Here is a 15,881-nt window from a genome sequence, read left to right as displayed (position 1 = left end):
CGGCGGAGGGGCTACTTCGCCGGACTGGACTTGTGCGCGGTGGCAGGCGCGGCGCCTGCGCGGCGCCCGCGCGGCTTCGCCTTCGCCGCGGCCGGCGCGCTGATCCGGGTGGCATTGGGTGGCGCGGGCGGGTCGTCTCCGTGCAGGGTCATCAGCGATTCCATCAGCTGGTCGTCCGCGCTCGAGCACACGCCGAGCAGCAGCACTTCGTCGCAGCCGGCCGCCGCGGTGTAGGCGTGGCCCATGTTGGAGTCGATGTAGACCGACTCGCCGGGGCCGAGCACGATCGGGTCGTAGAACTCGGTGTGGACTTCGACCCTGCCTTCCAGCACGTGGATGTACTCCTCGCCGGAATGGCGCACCAGGTCGCCGAACTCGCCGATGCTCTTGGCGCGCACCCGGGTGAGCACCGGGATCATGCGCTTGCGGCGCAGTTCCGGGCACAGGTAGTAATAGTCGTAGTTGGGCGTGTTGACGCGGATCGCGTCCTCGATCCGGCCGATGCTGCGGCGCGCGGTGACCGCGGGCTCCGGATCGGCGTCCTGCTCGGCGAACAGCTCGGACATGCGGATGTTGAGCCGCTGGCTGAGCTGCAGCAGCTTGTCGTAGGTGAGCGTCAGCCGGTCGTGCTCGACCTTGGACAGCGTCGACAGCGGGATGCCGCAGCGCTCGCTCATTTCCTTGAGGGTCCAGCCGTTGCGCGCGCGCAGCGCGCGCAGCAGGCCGCCGATGGTGGGGTGGTGCTCGGTCATGGTGCGTGGGTCCTGCCGTTGGTTCGCATCGCCGACACGGGCGAAGCCGGGCGTCCGCGTGCCCGCGAACGACATGATCCCCCGACCAGACCGGATTTGCCAGATGGGTTGACAATTCTCTGATCAGGATGTTTATTGCGGAATGGAACATCACACCGGGCCGCCCGGCGCACGCCGCGCGGCCGGTCCAGCAACCGGCAAGGGGAGAGGCGGCGATGCGTGGGATCCGGATGATGGCGGGACTTCTCGGGCTGGCCCTGGCGTGGCCGGCGCTGGCGCAGGTGCCGCAACAGGCGCCGCGTGAGGCCGTGCAACCGGCGCCGGCGCTGGCACCCGAGCCCGCGCCGACGGCAGCGGACATGGACGCCGACGGCGACGGCGCGCTGACCCATGCCGACGCGGAGGCCTGGCTCGATGGCTTCCTGCCCTACGCGCTGGCCGCGGGCGATGTCGCCGGGGCGGTGGTCGTGGTGGTGAAGGACGGCAAGGTGCTGCTGCAGAAGGGCTACGGCTACGCCGACCTCGCCACGCACGCGCCGGTCGATCCGGCCAACACGCTGTTCCGGCCCGGCTCGGTGTCCAAGCTGTTCACCTGGACCGCGGTGATGCAGCTGGTCGAGCAGGGCAAGCTCGACCTCGACGCCGACGTCAACCAGTACCTCGACTTCGAGATCCCGCCGCGCGACGGCAAGCCGGTCACGCTGCGCAACATGATGACGCATACGGCCGGATTCGAGGAGCAGATCCGTGCGCTGATCACCGACAAGGCCGACGAGATCACGCCGCTGGGCGAGGCGCTCAAGCACTGGGTGCCCGAGCGCATCCATGCGCCGGGCAGCACGCCGGCCTACTCGAACTACGCCACGGCGCTGGCCGGTTACATCGTCCAGCGCGTGTCAGGCGAGTCGTTCGACGATTACATCGACCACCACATCTTCCAGCCGCTGGGCATGGCGCATTCCAGCTTCCGCCAGCCGCTGCCGCCGGCGCTGCTGGCGAAGATGTCCAAGGGCTATGCGAAGGCTTCCGACGGCGAGGCGAAGGACTACGAGTTCATCAGCCTCGCGCCCGCGGGCAGCCTGGCGTCCACCGGCGCCGACATGGCGCGCTTCATGATCGCGCACCTGCAGGACGGCGCGTACGGCGACGCGCGCATCCTCGGCGCGAACACCGCGCGCATGATGCATTCGACCGGGCAGGCGTCGGTGGGCCCGCTCAATCGCATGATGCTCGGCTTCTACGAGACCTCGGTGAACGGCCACCGCGCGATCGCGCACGGCGGCGACACCCAGTGGTTCCACAGCGACCTGCAGCTGTTCCCGGACGACGGCGTGGGCATCTTCGTGTCGATGAACAGCTCCGGCCGCGACGGTGCAACCGGGCAGATCCGCGACGCGCTCGCGCGCGGCTTCGCCGACCGTTACTTCCCCGGCACTCCCGCCAGGACCGGAGGCGTTTCCAAGGAGGACGCCAGGCAACATGCGCAGCAGATCGCCGGCACCTACCAGAGCAGCCGTCGCCCGGACAGCAACTTCATGTCGCTGGTCAACATGCTCGGGCCGGTCAAGGTGGTCGCCAACAAGGACGGCACGATCAGCGTGACGATGGCGCTGGGCCCGGGCGGCGCGCCGAAGAAGTGGCGCGAGGTGGCGCCGTACGTGTGGCAGGACACCACCAGCAGCGACCGGCTCGCTGCCGACGTCGTCGACGGCGCGGTCACCCGCTTCAGCATGGAGCCGTACGCGCCGATCATGGTATTCCAGCGGCTGTCGACCTGGCAGGCGCTGGCGATGCCGCTGCTGGCGGCGAGCCTGGGGATCCTGCTGCTGACGGTGCTGGCGTGGCCCGTTTCGGCGCTGGTGCGGCGCTACTACCGCGCGCCCTACCGGCTCGTCGGCATCGACGCGCGCGCGCATCGCCTGGTGCGGATCGCGGCGCTGCTGGTGCTGGTGGCGATGGGCGCGATGCTGGGCCTGGTGGTCGCGATGCTCGGCAAGCTGGCGTTGACCAGCCCCGACAGCGACGGCCTGATCATCGCGCTGCGGCTGTTCGCCACGGTGGTGTTGCCGCTCGGCGCCGCGGTCGCGGCCTGGAACGCCTGGCACGTCCTGCGCGGGCGGCGCCGCCTGCTGGCCAAGCTGTGGGCGGTGCTGCTGGCGCTGGCCTGCCTGTTCGTGCTGTGGATCGGCTTCGCCAACCACGTGATCGGGTTCGGCGCGTACTACTGATCGATGCACGGCCGGCTGCGAGCGCAGCCGGCCGCTCAACCGCACGCCATCCAGGAGCGCGTAAACCGTGCCGGTCGAACTCGAGTTGCACAACGAACCCCTGCCGCTGGCGGCGCCGTTCCGCATCGCCGGGCACGTCTTCGAGGCGATGCCGGCGACCGTGGTGACGCTGCGCGACGGCGCCTGCACCGGGCGCGGCGAGGCCGCCGGGGTCTACTACAACGACGACCATCCCGACGCGATGCTCGCCACGCTCGAGGCGCTGCGGCCGCGGATCGAGGCCGGCCTCGACCGCGAAACGCTGCGCACGCTGCTGCCCGCCGGCGGTGCGCGCAACGCGCTCGACTGCGCGCTGTGGGAGCTCGAGGCGCAGCGCGCCGGCGTGCCGGTCTGGAAGCTCGCCGGCCTCGACGCCGTGCGCCCGCTGCTGACCACGTTCACGGTCGGTGCCGACGATCCGGGCGTGATGGCCGACCACGCCGCGGCCTTTGCCCAGGCGCGCGCACTCAAGCTGAAACTCACCGGCGATCCGGCGCTGGATGCCGCGCGCGTGCGCGCGGTGCGCGCGCGTTGCCCGGAACCGTGGATCGGCGTCGATGCCAACCAGGGCCATGGCGCGGCCACGCTCCCCGCATTGCTGCCGGCGCTGCTCGAAGCGCGCGTCTCGCTGCTCGAACAACCCTGCGCGCGCGGCCGCGAAGACGAACTGGACGGCATCGAACGCGTGCTGCCCTTCGCCGCCGACGAAAGCATCCTCGACCTGGCCGAACTCGAGGCGCGCCACCATCGCTTCGACGTCATCAACATCAAGCTCGACAAGTGCGGCGGCCTGACCGAAGGCCTGCTGATGGCACGGCGCGCGCGCGAACTTGGCAAGCAGGTGATGGTCGGCAACATGTGCGGCACCAGCCTGGCGGCGGCGCCGGCCTTCGTGCTCGGGCAGTTCTGCGACGTGGTCGACCTCGACGGCCCGATCTTCCTGGCCGCCGACCGCACGCCTTCGGTGCGCTACGAGGATGGCTATATCTTCTGCGGCGACGAGGTCTGGGGCGCCAAGGCAGCCGCGTGAGCGCGGTGGCCGACAAGACCTGGTTCGGCCAGCCGCGCGGGCTGACGATCCTGTTCCTGACCCAGATGTGGGAGCTGTTCTCCTACTACGGCATGCGCACGCTGCTGGTCTATTACATGACCAAGCAGTTGCTGTTCGCGCAGGACAAGGCGTCCTTCATCTACGGCACCTACACCGCGATGGCGTACTTCACGCCGATCCTCGGCGGCGCGATCGCCGACCGCTGGCTGGGCAAGCGCAACGCGGTGGTGATCGGCGGCAGCATCATGGCCATCGGCCATTTCGTGATGGCGTTCGAGCCGATGTTCTACGTCGCGCTGGCGACGATCGCGCTGGGCAACGGCCTGTTCCTGCCGAGCCTGCCGAGCCAGATCAACGACCTCTACGCCGCCGACGATCCGCGCCGCGGACGCGCCTACAACGTCTACTACGTGGGCCTGAACGTCGGCGGCCTGCTCGCACCGCTGGTCTGCGGCACGCTCGGCGAGCTCTACGGCTGGCACTACGGATTCGGCGCGGCGGGCGTGGGCATGTTCCTCGGGCTGGTGATCTACCTCGCCGGCCGCCGCTACCTGCCGCCGGAGCCGCCGCGCTTCGTGCAGCCGGTCGCCGCCGCGCGGGACGCGCGCCGCGGGAATCGCAGGGTCTGGTGGCTGCTGCTCGGCGTCGGCATCGCGGCGACGATCTTCCGCGGCGCCTACGAGCAGATCGGCAATACCCTGCCGCTGTGGATCGATACCGGCGTCGACCGCACGTGGCTGGGCTTCACGATCCCGATGACCTGGTTCCAGTCGCTCAACCCGCTGCTGGTGATCTCGATGACCCCGCTGCTGCTGATGCTGTGGCGGCGGCGCGCCGATGCCGGACGCGAGAGCTCGCCGGCGATGCGCATGGCGATCGGCGCGCTGGTGGTCGCGGCGGCGTACGTGCTGCTGGCCGCCGTCACCGCCGTGTCCGGCGGGGCGCGCGTGGACTGGGCGTGGCTGGTGGTGTTCTTCGTGATCCTGACCTTCGGCGAGCTGTACATCCTGCCCACCGGCCTGGGCCTGTTCGCCAAGCTCGCGCCGCCGCGCCTGGGCGCGACCACGGTCGCGTCGTGGTTCCTCGCGATCTTCAGCGGCAGTTTGCTGGCCGGCCTGGTCGGCACGCTGTGGTCGAAGGCGGGCCATCCGGCCTTCTTCCTGCTGCTGGCGGCGCTCGCGGTGGCCGCCGCGGCGCTGCTGTGGCGGCTCGACCGCCCGATCCGCGCATTGCCATGAACCCACCGCGCAAAGGAGTCGTTCCATGCCGCGCCTGACGCTCGCCCTGCTTACGCTGGCCCTGGCCGCCTGCAGCACCACGCCGGTCGCCGACGCGCCATCGCAGCGCTACGACCTGCTGGTGCGCAACGGCATCGTCTACGACGGCAGCGGCGCCGCGCCGCAGCGCGTCGACGTGGCCGTGCGCGGCGACCGCATCGCGGCGCTGCTGCCCGCGGGCAGCGAGGCGTCTGCCGCCCGGGTGGTGGATGCGCAGGGCCGCGCGGTGGCGCCGGGCTTCATCAACGTGCTGAGCTGGGCGGTCGACTCGCTGATCGCCGACGGGCGCGGGATGAGCGACACCCGGCAGGGCGTGACCCTGGAGATCTTCGGCGAAGGCTGGTCGATGGGGCCGCTCAACGAGCGGATGAAAGCCGACGCGCTCAAGCAGCAGGGCGACATCCGCTACCCGATCGAATGGACCACGCTCGGCGAGTACCTCCAGTCCCTCGAAATCCGCGGCATCACGCCCAACGTCGCCTCGTTCGTCGGTGCGACCACGGTGCGCATCCACGAGCTGGGCGAAGACGACGTCGATCCCACCCCGGAGCAGCTGGCGCGCATGCAGGACCTCGTGCGCGCGGCGATGGCCGAGGGCGCGCTCGGCGTCGGCGGCTCGCTGATCTACCCGCCGGCCACGTTCGCCGAAACGCCGGAACTGGAGGCGTTGGCGCAGGCGGCGGCCGAGTCCGGCGGCGGCTACGTCGCGCACATGCGCAGCGAGGCCGACCGCTTCCTCGAGGCGCTCGACGACACCATCGCCATCGCGCGCGCCACCGGCCAGCGCGCCGAGGCCTACCACCTGAAGGCCGCGGGCGAGAAGAACTGGCCGAAGATGGCGCAGGCCATCGCCAGGATCGATGCCGCGCGCGCCGAAGGGCTCCAGGTCGGCGCCAACATGTACGCCTACACCGCCGGGGCCACAGGGCTCAGCGCCGCGCTGCCGCCGTGGGTGCAGGCGGGCGGGCACGAGGCGATGGTCGCGCGGCTGAAGGACGCCGCGGTCCGCGCACGCGTGCTGGCGGAAATGCGCGACCCGGACGTCGAGTGGGAAAACCTGCGCCTGCTCACCGGCTCCGACGCGCGCCTGCTCCTGATCGACTTCAGGAACCCGGCGCTGAAGCCGCTGACCGGCCGCACGCTGGCGGAGGTGGCGCGCGAACGCGGCACCTCGCCCGAGGAGACCGTGCTCGACCTGATCGTCGAGGACGATTCCCGCGTCGGCGCGGCGTACTTCCTGATGAGCGAGGACAACGTCGAACTCGGCCTGCGGCAGCCGTGGGTGAGCCTGGGCTCGGACGCGGAGTCGTCCGCGCCCGAGGGCGTGTTCCTGGCGACCAGCACCCACCCGCGCGCCTACGGCAACGTCGCCCGCTTCCTCGGGCACTACGTGCGCGACCGCAGGCTGATGCCGCTGGAAGAAGGCGTCCACCGCCTGACCGGGCTGCCGGCCACGAACTGGAAGTTGGCCGACCGCGGCTGCCTGCGTCCCGGCTGCTTCGCCGACATCGTGGTCTTCGATCCGGCCACGATCGCCGACCACGCCACCTATGCTGCGCCGCAGCAGTACGCCACCGGTGTCGACGATGTGTTCGTCAACGGCGTACAGGTGCTGCGCGACGGCGAACACACCGGCGCGACGCCGGGCCGCGTGGTGCGCGGGCCGGGCTGGCGCGGCGACCGCGCGGCCGGCGGCGCCGAGGGAAACAAATGATTTTCCGCTTGTATTGACAATTCTCTGATTGGGATCATCATCCCCAATCAGGATCGAGCATCGGGCGCCGCCGGGCGGTCGCCCGCCCATGTGCACTTCCAAGCAACGACCCCGGGGAGAACGACCATGACCGCATCCACGACCACCGGATGTTCCCGCCGCTCACGGCTGGCGCTCGCCATCCTTGCCGCCATGGCATTCACGGCCACCGGCGCCGCGCTCGCCCAGGACGCGGATCCGGGCCGGCCCGCGACGGCCGACGCCACCGAGCTGGACCGCGTGATCGTGACTGCCAACAAGCGCGTGGAGAACGTGCGCGAAGTGGCGGCGGCGATCAGCGTGATCGGCGAGCAGCAGCTGGAGAACATGGGCGCGAACTCGCTCACCGACTACGCCGACCTCGTCCCCGGCCTGCAGGTGCGGGACGCCGGTGCGCCGGGCATGACCGCGGTCTCGATCCGCGGCATCGCCGCGATGTCGTCCGGCGCCACCGTGGCCACCTACATCGACGAGGTGCCGGTGGGCTCGAGCGGCGTCTATCAGGCCGCGAACATCTTCAATCTCGACCTGCTGCCCTACGACATCAGCCGCATCGAGGTGCTGCGCGGGCCGCAGGGCACGCTGTACGGCGCCGGCGCGATCGGCGGCCTGCTCAAGTACGTGACCCGCGAGCCGGACCTGCTCTCGCGCGAAGTCCGGTTCGGTGCGGGGCTGTCCTCGGTGTCCGACGGCGACCAGGGCTGGAACGTCCGCTTCGGCGCGAGCCTGCCGCTGCAGGAAGACCGGCTCGGCCTGCGGGTGAGCTACGCGCGCAACGAGCTGCCCGGCTACACCGACAACATCGTCGACGGCCGCAAGGACATCAACGGCGGCAGCCAGACCGGCGCGCGCGCGGCGCTGGCATGGGATGGCGACGCCTTCGACCTGAAGCTCTCGGCACTGCGCCAGACCATCGACAGCGACAACAGCGCCAGCGTGGCGCTCGACCCCGTGACCGGTGCCGCGATGTTCGGCGACCTGACCGGCCAGGTGTGGCAGCCGCAGCCGTTCACCAAGGACCTCGACCTGTATTCGCTGACCCTGGACTGGGACCTGGGCTGGGCCGACTTCGTCTCCGCGACGGGGTGGTCCGATACCCGGACCATGTACCAGCTCGATTCGTCGATCCAGTTCGGCGAGTTCGCCAACCTGCAGCTCGGCCTTCCGGAACCCGGGCAGTCGAGCATCCGCTACACCCTCGACCTGGACAAGTGGACGCAGGAATTCCGCCTCAGCTCCAAGAGCGGCGGCCGCTTCGAGTGGCAGGTCGGCGTGTTCCATACCCGCGAGGACGCGATGCAGCGGCAGTACGTGCGCCTGCTGCAGGGCGACGGCTCGGCGCTGCCGGCGCCGCTGGACGACATGTTCGGCGTGCTGGCGGTGGTCGAGCTGCCCAGCGACTACAAGGAGACGGCGCTGTTCGCCAACGGCTCCTGGCGCATTGGTGACCGCTTCAAGATCGATGCCGGCGTGCGCCAGGCGCGCAACGACCAGTGGTTCAGCCAGAACGTGCCGAGCGGCGTGCTGGTGCCGCTCGGCGACGTGCCCGGCGAGTCCGACGAGGACGTGTTCACCTGGAGCCTGAGTCCGCAGTTCCAGGTCAGCGACGACGTGATGGTCTACGCGCGCGCCGCCACCGGCTATCAGCCCGGCGGGCCGAACGTGGCGCTGCCCGGCATGCCGTCGAGCGTGGATTCGTCGATGCTGTCGAGCTACGAGGTCGGGCTGAAGTCGCAGTTCGCCGACCGCCGCGTGCAGCTGGACCTGGCCGCGTTCCGCATCGACTGGGACGACATCCAGGTGGCGGCGCAGTTCAACGGCATCGGCGGGCTGGTCAACGGCGGCGAGGCGACCAGCGAGGGCCTGGAGCTGGCCGCGCTGTTCCGCCCGGTCGACCGCCTGCAGCTGGGCCTCAACGCCGCGTACACCAAGGGCAAGGTGAAGAACGACTTCGCCGCGAGCGTGATCCCGCAGCCGGGCTTCGACGTGGTCCTCAACACCGGCCTGGCCGGCGACCGCATGCCCTACATCCCGAAGCTGGCATGGTCGGCGACCGCGGAATACCAGTTCGACCTGGCCGGCGGCACGCAGGGCCAGGTCGGCGCCGCGCTGCGCTGGGTCGGCGACCGCGTCAACGACACCACCGAACGCCAGCGCATCACCGCGCCGGGGGACCCGTCGACCATCCTGGACGAGCAGATCACCCCGCCGGTGAAGCTCGATTCGTATCGCGCGCTCGACGTGTACGCAGGGATCGGCAAGGGCGGCTGGTCGCTGCGCGCCTACGCCAACAATGTGACCGACGAACGCGCCTGGTCTTCGGTTACCCCGGCTGCCAGCGCACTGACCGGCGCCACCGTGCACAACGCCGCGGTGCCGATCCAGCCGCGCACCTTCGGCCTCGAGTTCGACTACCGCTTCTGATCCGTCCCGCAGCCCCAAGGACGAACCGCCGCATGCCCAGTGCCGATCCACCGCCGCGCGAACCCGACGTCCTCCCGCAGCCCTACCTGCTGTTCCTGGGCGACATCGTCGAGCCGGCGTACGCGAAGACCGCGTTCGGCCTGCGCGACTGGGCGCGCGAGCGCTGCATCGGCGAGTTCGCCTGTGCGGACGGCAAGGTGAGCGTCGGGCTGCCGTCGCTGACGCCGGCGCAGGCACGCAGTGCCGGCGCCGGCTCGCTGGTGATCGGCGTCGCCAATCCGGGCGGGCGGATTCCCGACAGCTGGCTGCCGTCGCTGCTGCAGGCGCTGGAGGCCGGGCTGGACCTGGTGGGCGGCATGCATGCGAGGCTGGGTGGGATCGCGGTGTTGCGCGAGGCGGCGGCGCGGCTGGGCAGGCGGCTGATCGACGTGCGCGAGCCGCCGCGCGACCTGCCGATGGCCAGCGGCCGCAAGCGCAGCGGCAAGCGACTGCTGACGCTCGGGACGGATTGCGCGATCGGCAAGAAGTACACCGCGCTGGTGCTGTCGCGCGCATTCGCGCGGCGCGGCATCGACGTCGATTTCCGCGCCACCGGCCAGACCGGCATCCTGATCGCCGGGCGCGGCATCCCGATGGATGCCGTGGTCAGCGATTTCGCCGCCGGTGCCGCGGAATCGCTGTCCCCCGATGCCGACGCACGCCACTGGGATGTCGTCGAAGGGCAGGGCTCGCTGCTCCACCCCGCCTATGCCGGCGTGTCGCTGGCGCTGCTGCATGGCAGCCAGCCCGACGTCATCGTCGTCTGCCACGAGCACGGTCGCGCGCACGTGCTGGGCTATCCCGACTATCCGCTGCCCGGCGTCGAGGACACCATCGAGCTGGCGCTGCGCCTGGGGCGGCGCACCAACCCGGCGATCCGCTGCGCCGGCGTCAGCCTCAACACCGCGACGCTGGCACCGGACGAGGCCGCGCGCGTGATCGCCGCCGAGGGCGAGCGGCTGGGCTGTGCCGTCGCCGACCCGATGCGCGATGGCGCGGCGCTGGACCGGCTGGTGGAGGCATGCCTGGCATGAGCGGCCCCGCCACGTGGTTCCAGCGCTACCTGTTGCCGGGCTTCGTGTTCCAGGCGGCGGTGATCGCCGGCGGCTACGCCACCGGGCGCGAACTGGTCGAGTTCTTCCTGCCCGCCGGGCCGTGGGGCGGCCTGCTGGGCATGGTGGTGAGCATGCTGGTGTGGAGCGCGGTGCTGATGGCCAGCTTCGAGCTGGCGCGGGTCGCGCGCGCCTACGACTACCGCTCGTTCTTCAAGCTGCTGCTCGGCCGCGGCTGGTTCGTGTTCGAGATCGGCTATTTCCTGCTGATGATCGTGATCCTGGCGGTCATGGGCGCGGCCGCGGGCGAGATCGTCCACAGCCTGTTCGGGCTGCCGAGGCTGGCCGGTTCGCTGTGCATGATCGCCGCCACAGGCGCGATGCTGGTCTTCAACAGCGCGGTGATCGAGAAATTCCTGACCGTGTCGGTGGGCTACCTGTACCTGGTCTACTTCGTGTTCGTGGCGTGGAGCGTGCTCGCCTTCGGCGACCGCATCGAAGCCAACTTCGCGTCGGTGCCGGTCACCGGCGAGTGGTTCGCCGCCGGCGTCACCTATGCCGGCTACAACGTCGCCACGATTCCCGCGGTGCTGTTCTGCATCCGCCATCTCGGCCGTCGCCGCGAGGCGCTGGTCGCCGGCGCGCTCGCCGGGCCGCTGGGCATGGCGCCTGGCGTGGTGTTCTACATCGCGATGATGGGCTGGTACCACGAGATCGGCGCCGAGGCCCTGCCGTCGGCGTTCCTGCTGGCGAAGCTGCACGCGCCGTGGTTCGAGTGGGCGTTCCAGCTGGCGGTGATGCTGACCCTGGTGGACACCGGGGTGGCGCTGCTGCACGCGATCAACGAACGGGTGGCGAAAGCGTACGAGGAGCGACGGCGGCCGATGCCGCAGGCGCTGCGCCCGGCAATCGCGGTGGGCGTGATGCTGGTCGCGGTATACGCCGCCAGCGCCGTGGGCCTGGTCGAGCTGATCGCGAAAGGTTACGGCACGCTGACCTGGGTGTTCCTGGCGATTTACGTGCTGCCGCTGATGACCTGGGGCGTGTGGCTGCTGTGGCGCCGGCCGCATCGTGTTGCAGCGACGTAAGCAGGTACTTTTCCCGTGAAACCGTGGCTTTGCCGCAGGGCTCGCCACGTACCGGTTGCAGCGATTCCTTCTCCTTCCGGGAGAAGGTGGCGCGTAGCGCCGGATGAGGGAAGGAGTCATCAGTACCGACGGTTTCCGGCGATCTGATGGTGCCTTCCCTCATCCGCCCTTCGGGCACCTTCTCCCGGAGGGAGAAGGAAGCCCATAACGCGGAGTTGTCCAGGAGGTCATGATGCTTTCCATCTCGAAATGCTTGCAGTCTGTCGCTGCCGCGACGTTGCTGCTCGCCACGAGCGCGCTCGCCGCGCCGCCGCCAGGCCTGGACGCACGCGTCGAAGCGGCGATGCAGGCCTACGGCACGCCGGGCTTCGCGGTGGCCATCGTCGAGGATGGAAAAGTGGTGCACGCAAAGGGCTACGGCGTGCGCAAGCTCGGTTCGCCGGAACGGGTCGACGCAGACACCATCTTCCCGACCGGATCCACCGGCAAGGCGGTGACCACGGCGGCAATCGCCATCCTCGTCGACGAAGGCAAGCTGGGCTGGGACGACAAGGTCATCGACCACCTGCCCGATTTCCGCATGCATGACCCGTGGGTCACGCGCGAGATGACCGTGCGCGACCTGCTGGTCCACCGCAGCGGCCTGGGCCTGGGCGCGGGCGACCTGCTGTACGTGCCGCGCACCAGCCGCAGCCGCGCCGACGTGGTGCGCGCGCTGCGCCACATCGCGCCGGCCACCAGCTTCCGCAGCGGCTACGCGTACGACAACATCCTGTATGTCGTTGCCGGAGAGTTGATCGCGACGGTCAGCGGGCAAAGCTGGGAGAGCTTCATCCGCGACCGCGTGTTCCGCGCCGCCGGGATGGAAGACTCGGTCAGCGACGAAGCCGCGCGCTTCGCCAATCCCAACCGCGCGCATCCGCACGCGCGCATCGACGGCCGCGTGCGCGGCCTCGGCACCCAGGTCGTGCTGCCCGAGCGCGAGGGCCTGGGCCAGGTCGCGGCCCCCGCCGGCGGGCTGTCGTCGAGCGCGAACGACCTCGCGCGCTGGCTGCAGGTCCAGCTAGCGCATGGGGCGCTGCCGGGCGGCGAAGGCAAGCGCCTGTACAGCGAAGCCAGCGCGCGCGAGATGTGGACGCCGCAGGTGCTCACCCCGGTACGCGCCTACCCGCCGCCGATCAGCGACATGACGCCGCAGTTCTCCAGCTACGCGCTGGGCTGGAGCGTGCAGGACTATCGCGGGGTGAAGACCGTGCAGCACGGCGGCGCGGTGTTCGGCGTGCTGACCATGGTCGTGCTGGTGCCGGACCACAAGCTTGGTTTCTCGCTGCAGATGAGCTCCGAGGACTACCCGGTGATGCGCGGCGTGATGAACGAGCTGCTCGATCACTACCTGGGCTTCCCGAAGCGCGACTGGGTCGCCGCGTTCGGCGAATGGAACGACAGCCGCCTCGCCGCAGGCGTGGCCGCGCTCGACGCCACCACCGCGGGCAAGCGTGCGCAGACCCGGCCGTCGCTGGCGCTGGCGCAGTACGCCGGCCGCTACGCGGACAGCTGGTACGGACCGATCGCGATCACCCACGACGGGCAGGGCGGCGGCAGGCCCGGGCTGCGCATCGACTTCCTGCAATCGCCGAACATGGCCGGCACGCTGGAGCATCACCAGTACGACACCTTCATCGCGCGCTGGGACGATTCGGCCATCGAGCCAGCCTACGTCACCTTCAACCTCGATGCCGAAGGCAAGGTCGCGCGCATCACGATGAAGGCGGTCTCGCCGCTGGCCGACTTCAGCTACGACTACCAGGACCTGCTGTTCACCCCGGTGCACGGCGACTGAGTGCCGCAGGCGGGCCCCGGCGCGCCGCCGCGCCGGGCGTCCGTGCAGGCGCGGTGCGATGCCCCGGCGATTGCTGAACGGCCGCCTGAACCAATTGCACATGCCCGTCCCCGACCCGGGCGCTACCCTGTGCGGCTTCCGGCCCATCGCCTCCCACAGGAGTCCGTTCCATGACGCGACCGCTCGCGCTCGCCGCCGCCGTGACCCTCGCCCTCGCGGCGTGCAACGGCCAGGCCCCCGAATCCCAGTCCCCCGAACCGAAGGCAGAAACCGCCGCCGTGACCCCCGCCGCCTCCGAGAACCCGCTGCTGGTCGCCAGCACCCTGCCGTTCCAGGCGCCGCCGTTCGACAAGATCAAGGACGCCGACTACATGCCGGCCTTCGAGGAGGGCATGAAGCAGCACCTGGCCGAGATGCGCCAGATCGCCGACAACCCGGAGCCGGCGACGTTCGACAACACCATCGTGGCGATGGAGAAGAGCGGCGAGACCCTCGGCCGCGTCGCCCGCGTCTTCTTCGGCCTCGTGCAGGCCGACACCAACGATGCGCGGCAGAAGATCCAGGAAGAGATCGCGCCGAAGCTCGCCGCGCACCAGGACGAGATCAACCTCGATCCCAAGCTGTTCGAACGCGTCAAGGCGATCTACGACCAGCGTGACAAGCTCGACCTCGATCCGGTGCAGAAGCGCCTGGTCGAGCGCGACTACGACGACCTGGTGCGCGCCGGCGCGCAGCTGTCCGACGCCGACAAGGCGACGATGCGCAAGCTCAACGTCGAGGAAAGCTCGCTGTCGACGAAGTTCCACACGATGCTGGTCGCCGCCGCCGCCAAGGGCGCGGTGGTGGTGGACGACAAGGCGAAGCTGGACGGCCTGTCCGAAGGCGATCTCGCCGCAGCGGCGCAGGACGCCAAGGCGCGCAAGCTCGACGGCAAGTGGCTGTTCGCGCTGCAGAACACTACCCAGCAGCCGGTGCTGGCGTCGCTGAAGGACCGCGACCTGCGCGCGAAGATCCTCGACGCCTCGGAAACGCGCACCGAGCACAACGACGAGAACGACACCCGCAAGACCATCCAGCGCCTGGCGCAGCTGCGCGCGCAGAAGGCCAAGTTGCTGGGCTATGACACCTTCGCCGCCTACCAGCTGGGCGACCAGATGGCCAAGACGCCGGCCAACGCGCTCAAGCTGCTGACCGACACCGTGCCGGCGGCGACCGCCAAGGCGCGCAGCGAGATCGCCGAGATGCAGAAGGTGATCGACGCACAGAACGGAGGCTTCAAGCTGGCCGCATCGGACTGGGACTTCTACGCCGAGCAGGTGCGCAAGGCGCAGTACGACCTCGACGAGGCGCAGATCAGGCCCTACTTCGAACTCGACAACGTGCTGCAGAACGGCGTGTTCTTCGCCGCCAACCAGCTCTACGGCATCAGCTTCAAGGAGCGCAAGGACATCCCGGTGTACAACCCGGACGTGCGCGTGTTCGAGGTGTTCGACAAGGACGGCAGCTCGCTGGCGCTGTTCTACACCGACTACTACAAGCGCGACAGCAAGTCCGGCGGCGCGTGGATGGACGTGTTCGTCGACCAGAACGGCCTGACCGGCACCAAGCCGGTGGTCTACAACGTCGCCAACTTCACCAAGCCCGCACCCGGCCAGCCGGCGCTGCTGTCGTTCGACGACGTGACCACGATGTTCCACGAGTTCGGCCACGCGCTGCACGGCATGTTCTCGGACGTGAAGTACCCGTCGATCTCCGGCACCAGCACCTCGCGCGACTTCGTCGAGTTCCCGTCGCAGTTCAACGAGCACTGGGCCACCGACCCCAAGGTGTTCGCCAACTACGCCAAGCACTACGAGACCGGCGAACCGATGCCGCAGGCGCTGGTCGACAAGATCAAGAAGTCGCGCACCTTCAACCAGGGCTACGCGACCACCGAATACCTCTCGGCCGCGCTGCTCGACATGGCCTGGCACACGCTGCCGGCCGACGCGCCGCTGCAGGACGTGGACAAGTTCGAGGCCGATGCGCTGAAGCGCTTCAAGGTCGACCTGCCGGAAGTGCCGCCACGCTACCGCACCAGCTACTTCGACCACATCTGGGGCGGCGGCTATTCGGCCGGCTACTACGCCTACTTCTGGTCCGAGGTGCTCGACGACGACGCGTTCGAATGGTTCAAGGAGCACGGCGGCATGACCGCCGAGAACGGCCAGGTGTTCCGCGACAAGATCCTGTCGCGCGGCAACACCGTCGACCTCGCCACCCTCTACCGCGACTTCCGCGGCAAGGATCCGAGCGTCGAGCCGCTGCTGGAGAGTCGCGGGCTGAAGTAGGGCAGCTG

10 protein-coding genes are annotated in these 15,881 nt (G+C 69.8%); 9 read left to right on the top strand and 1 reads right to left on the bottom strand.

Going from position 1 to position 15,881, the window contains the following annotated elements; translation table 11 throughout:
* Positions 1-11: 11 nt before the first annotated feature.
* Complete coding sequence (locus H570_RS17620; protein ID WP_084500252.1) at positions 12-752, bottom strand: helix-turn-helix domain-containing protein; 741 nt, start codon at positions 750-752, stop codon at positions 12-14.
* A 233-nt stretch (positions 753-985) separates the two neighbouring features.
* Here H570_RS17620 and H570_RS17615 point away from each other — a divergent pair, with 233 nt between their 5' ends.
* From H570_RS17615 to dcp, 9 genes are all read left to right on the top strand, one after another.
* On the top strand, positions 986-2,980 hold the full coding sequence (locus tag H570_RS17615) for a serine hydrolase (RefSeq protein ID WP_245559598.1): 1,995 nt from the start codon (positions 986-988) through the stop codon (positions 2,978-2,980).
* A 67-nt stretch (positions 2,981-3,047) separates the two neighbouring features.
* A complete protein-coding gene (locus H570_RS19465) occupies positions 3,048-4,049 on the top strand; it encodes an enolase C-terminal domain-like protein (RefSeq protein ID WP_027081192.1) in 1,002 nt (333 codons plus the stop codon).
* Entirely contained in the window at positions 4,046-5,308 is a 1,263-nt protein-coding gene (locus H570_RS19460; protein WP_027081191.1) for a peptide MFS transporter, read from the top strand. Before H570_RS19465 ends, H570_RS19460 begins: the two co-directional genes overlap by 4 nt.
* A gap of 25 nt (positions 5,309-5,333) precedes the next feature.
* Positions 5,334-7,061 carry an N-acyl-D-amino-acid deacylase family protein gene (locus tag H570_RS17610; RefSeq protein ID WP_036136122.1) on the top strand — a complete coding sequence of 576 codons (1,728 nt, stop codon included), beginning with the start codon at positions 5,334-5,336 and terminating at the stop codon, positions 7,059-7,061.
* Positions 7,062-7,187: 126 nt separating this feature from the next.
* On the top strand, positions 7,188-9,524 hold the full coding sequence (locus H570_RS0113410) for a TonB-dependent receptor (protein WP_084500201.1): 2,337 nt from the start codon (positions 7,188-7,190) through the stop codon (positions 9,522-9,524).
* A 32-nt stretch (positions 9,525-9,556) separates the two neighbouring features.
* On the top strand, positions 9,557-10,597 hold the full coding sequence (locus H570_RS0113405; protein WP_027081189.1) for an N-acetyltransferase DgcN family protein: 1,041 nt from the start codon (positions 9,557-9,559) through the stop codon (positions 10,595-10,597).
* A complete protein-coding gene (locus H570_RS0113400; RefSeq protein ID WP_036136120.1) occupies positions 10,594-11,703 on the top strand; it encodes a YkvI family membrane protein in 1,110 nt (369 codons plus the stop codon). The genes H570_RS0113405 and H570_RS0113400 overlap by 4 nt, the downstream gene beginning before the upstream one ends.
* 253 nt (positions 11,704-11,956) lie before the next feature.
* Positions 11,957-13,543 (top strand): serine hydrolase, encoded by a 1,587-nt coding sequence (locus H570_RS0113395; protein WP_027081187.1) that lies wholly within the window; start codon positions 11,957-11,959, stop codon positions 13,541-13,543.
* A gap of 170 nt (positions 13,544-13,713) precedes the next feature.
* On the top strand, positions 13,714-15,873 hold the full coding sequence (dcp, locus tag H570_RS0113390; protein WP_027081186.1) for a peptidyl-dipeptidase Dcp: 2,160 nt from the start codon (positions 13,714-13,716) through the stop codon (positions 15,871-15,873).
* Positions 15,874-15,881: the final 8 nt, after the last annotated feature.

Source organism: Luteimonas mephitis DSM 12574 (genome assembly GCF_000422305.1).
Taxonomy (GTDB): domain Bacteria; phylum Pseudomonadota; class Gammaproteobacteria; order Xanthomonadales; family Xanthomonadaceae; genus Luteimonas; species Luteimonas mephitis.
Note: the sequence above shows the minus strand (reverse complement) of the source record. Positions and strands in the feature narration are given on the sequence as shown.

What these genes read in the sequence shown, in the direction of transcription:
- H570_RS17610 (WP_036136122.1), top strand. Translation starts at nt 5,334, where the DNA reads ATGCCGCGCCTGACGCTCGCCCTGCTTACGCTGGCCCTGGCCGCCTGC.
- H570_RS0113405 (WP_027081189.1), top strand. Translation starts at nt 9,557, where the DNA reads ATGCCCAGTGCCGATCCACCGCCGCGCGAACCCGACGTCCTCCCGCAG.
- H570_RS17615 (WP_245559598.1), top strand. Translation starts at nt 986, where the DNA reads ATGGCGGGACTTCTCGGGCTGGCCCTGGCGTGGCCGGCGCTGGCGCAG.
- H570_RS17620 (WP_084500252.1), bottom strand. Translation starts at nt 752, where the DNA reads ATGACCGAGCACCACCCCACCATCGGCGGCCTGCTGCGCGCGCTGCGC.
- dcp (WP_027081186.1), top strand. Translation starts at nt 13,714, where the DNA reads ATGACGCGACCGCTCGCGCTCGCCGCCGCCGTGACCCTCGCCCTCGCG.
- H570_RS0113410 (WP_084500201.1), top strand. Translation starts at nt 7,188, where the DNA reads ATGACCGCATCCACGACCACCGGATGTTCCCGCCGCTCACGGCTGGCG.
- H570_RS0113400 (WP_036136120.1), top strand. Translation starts at nt 10,594, where the DNA reads ATGAGCGGCCCCGCCACGTGGTTCCAGCGCTACCTGTTGCCGGGCTTC.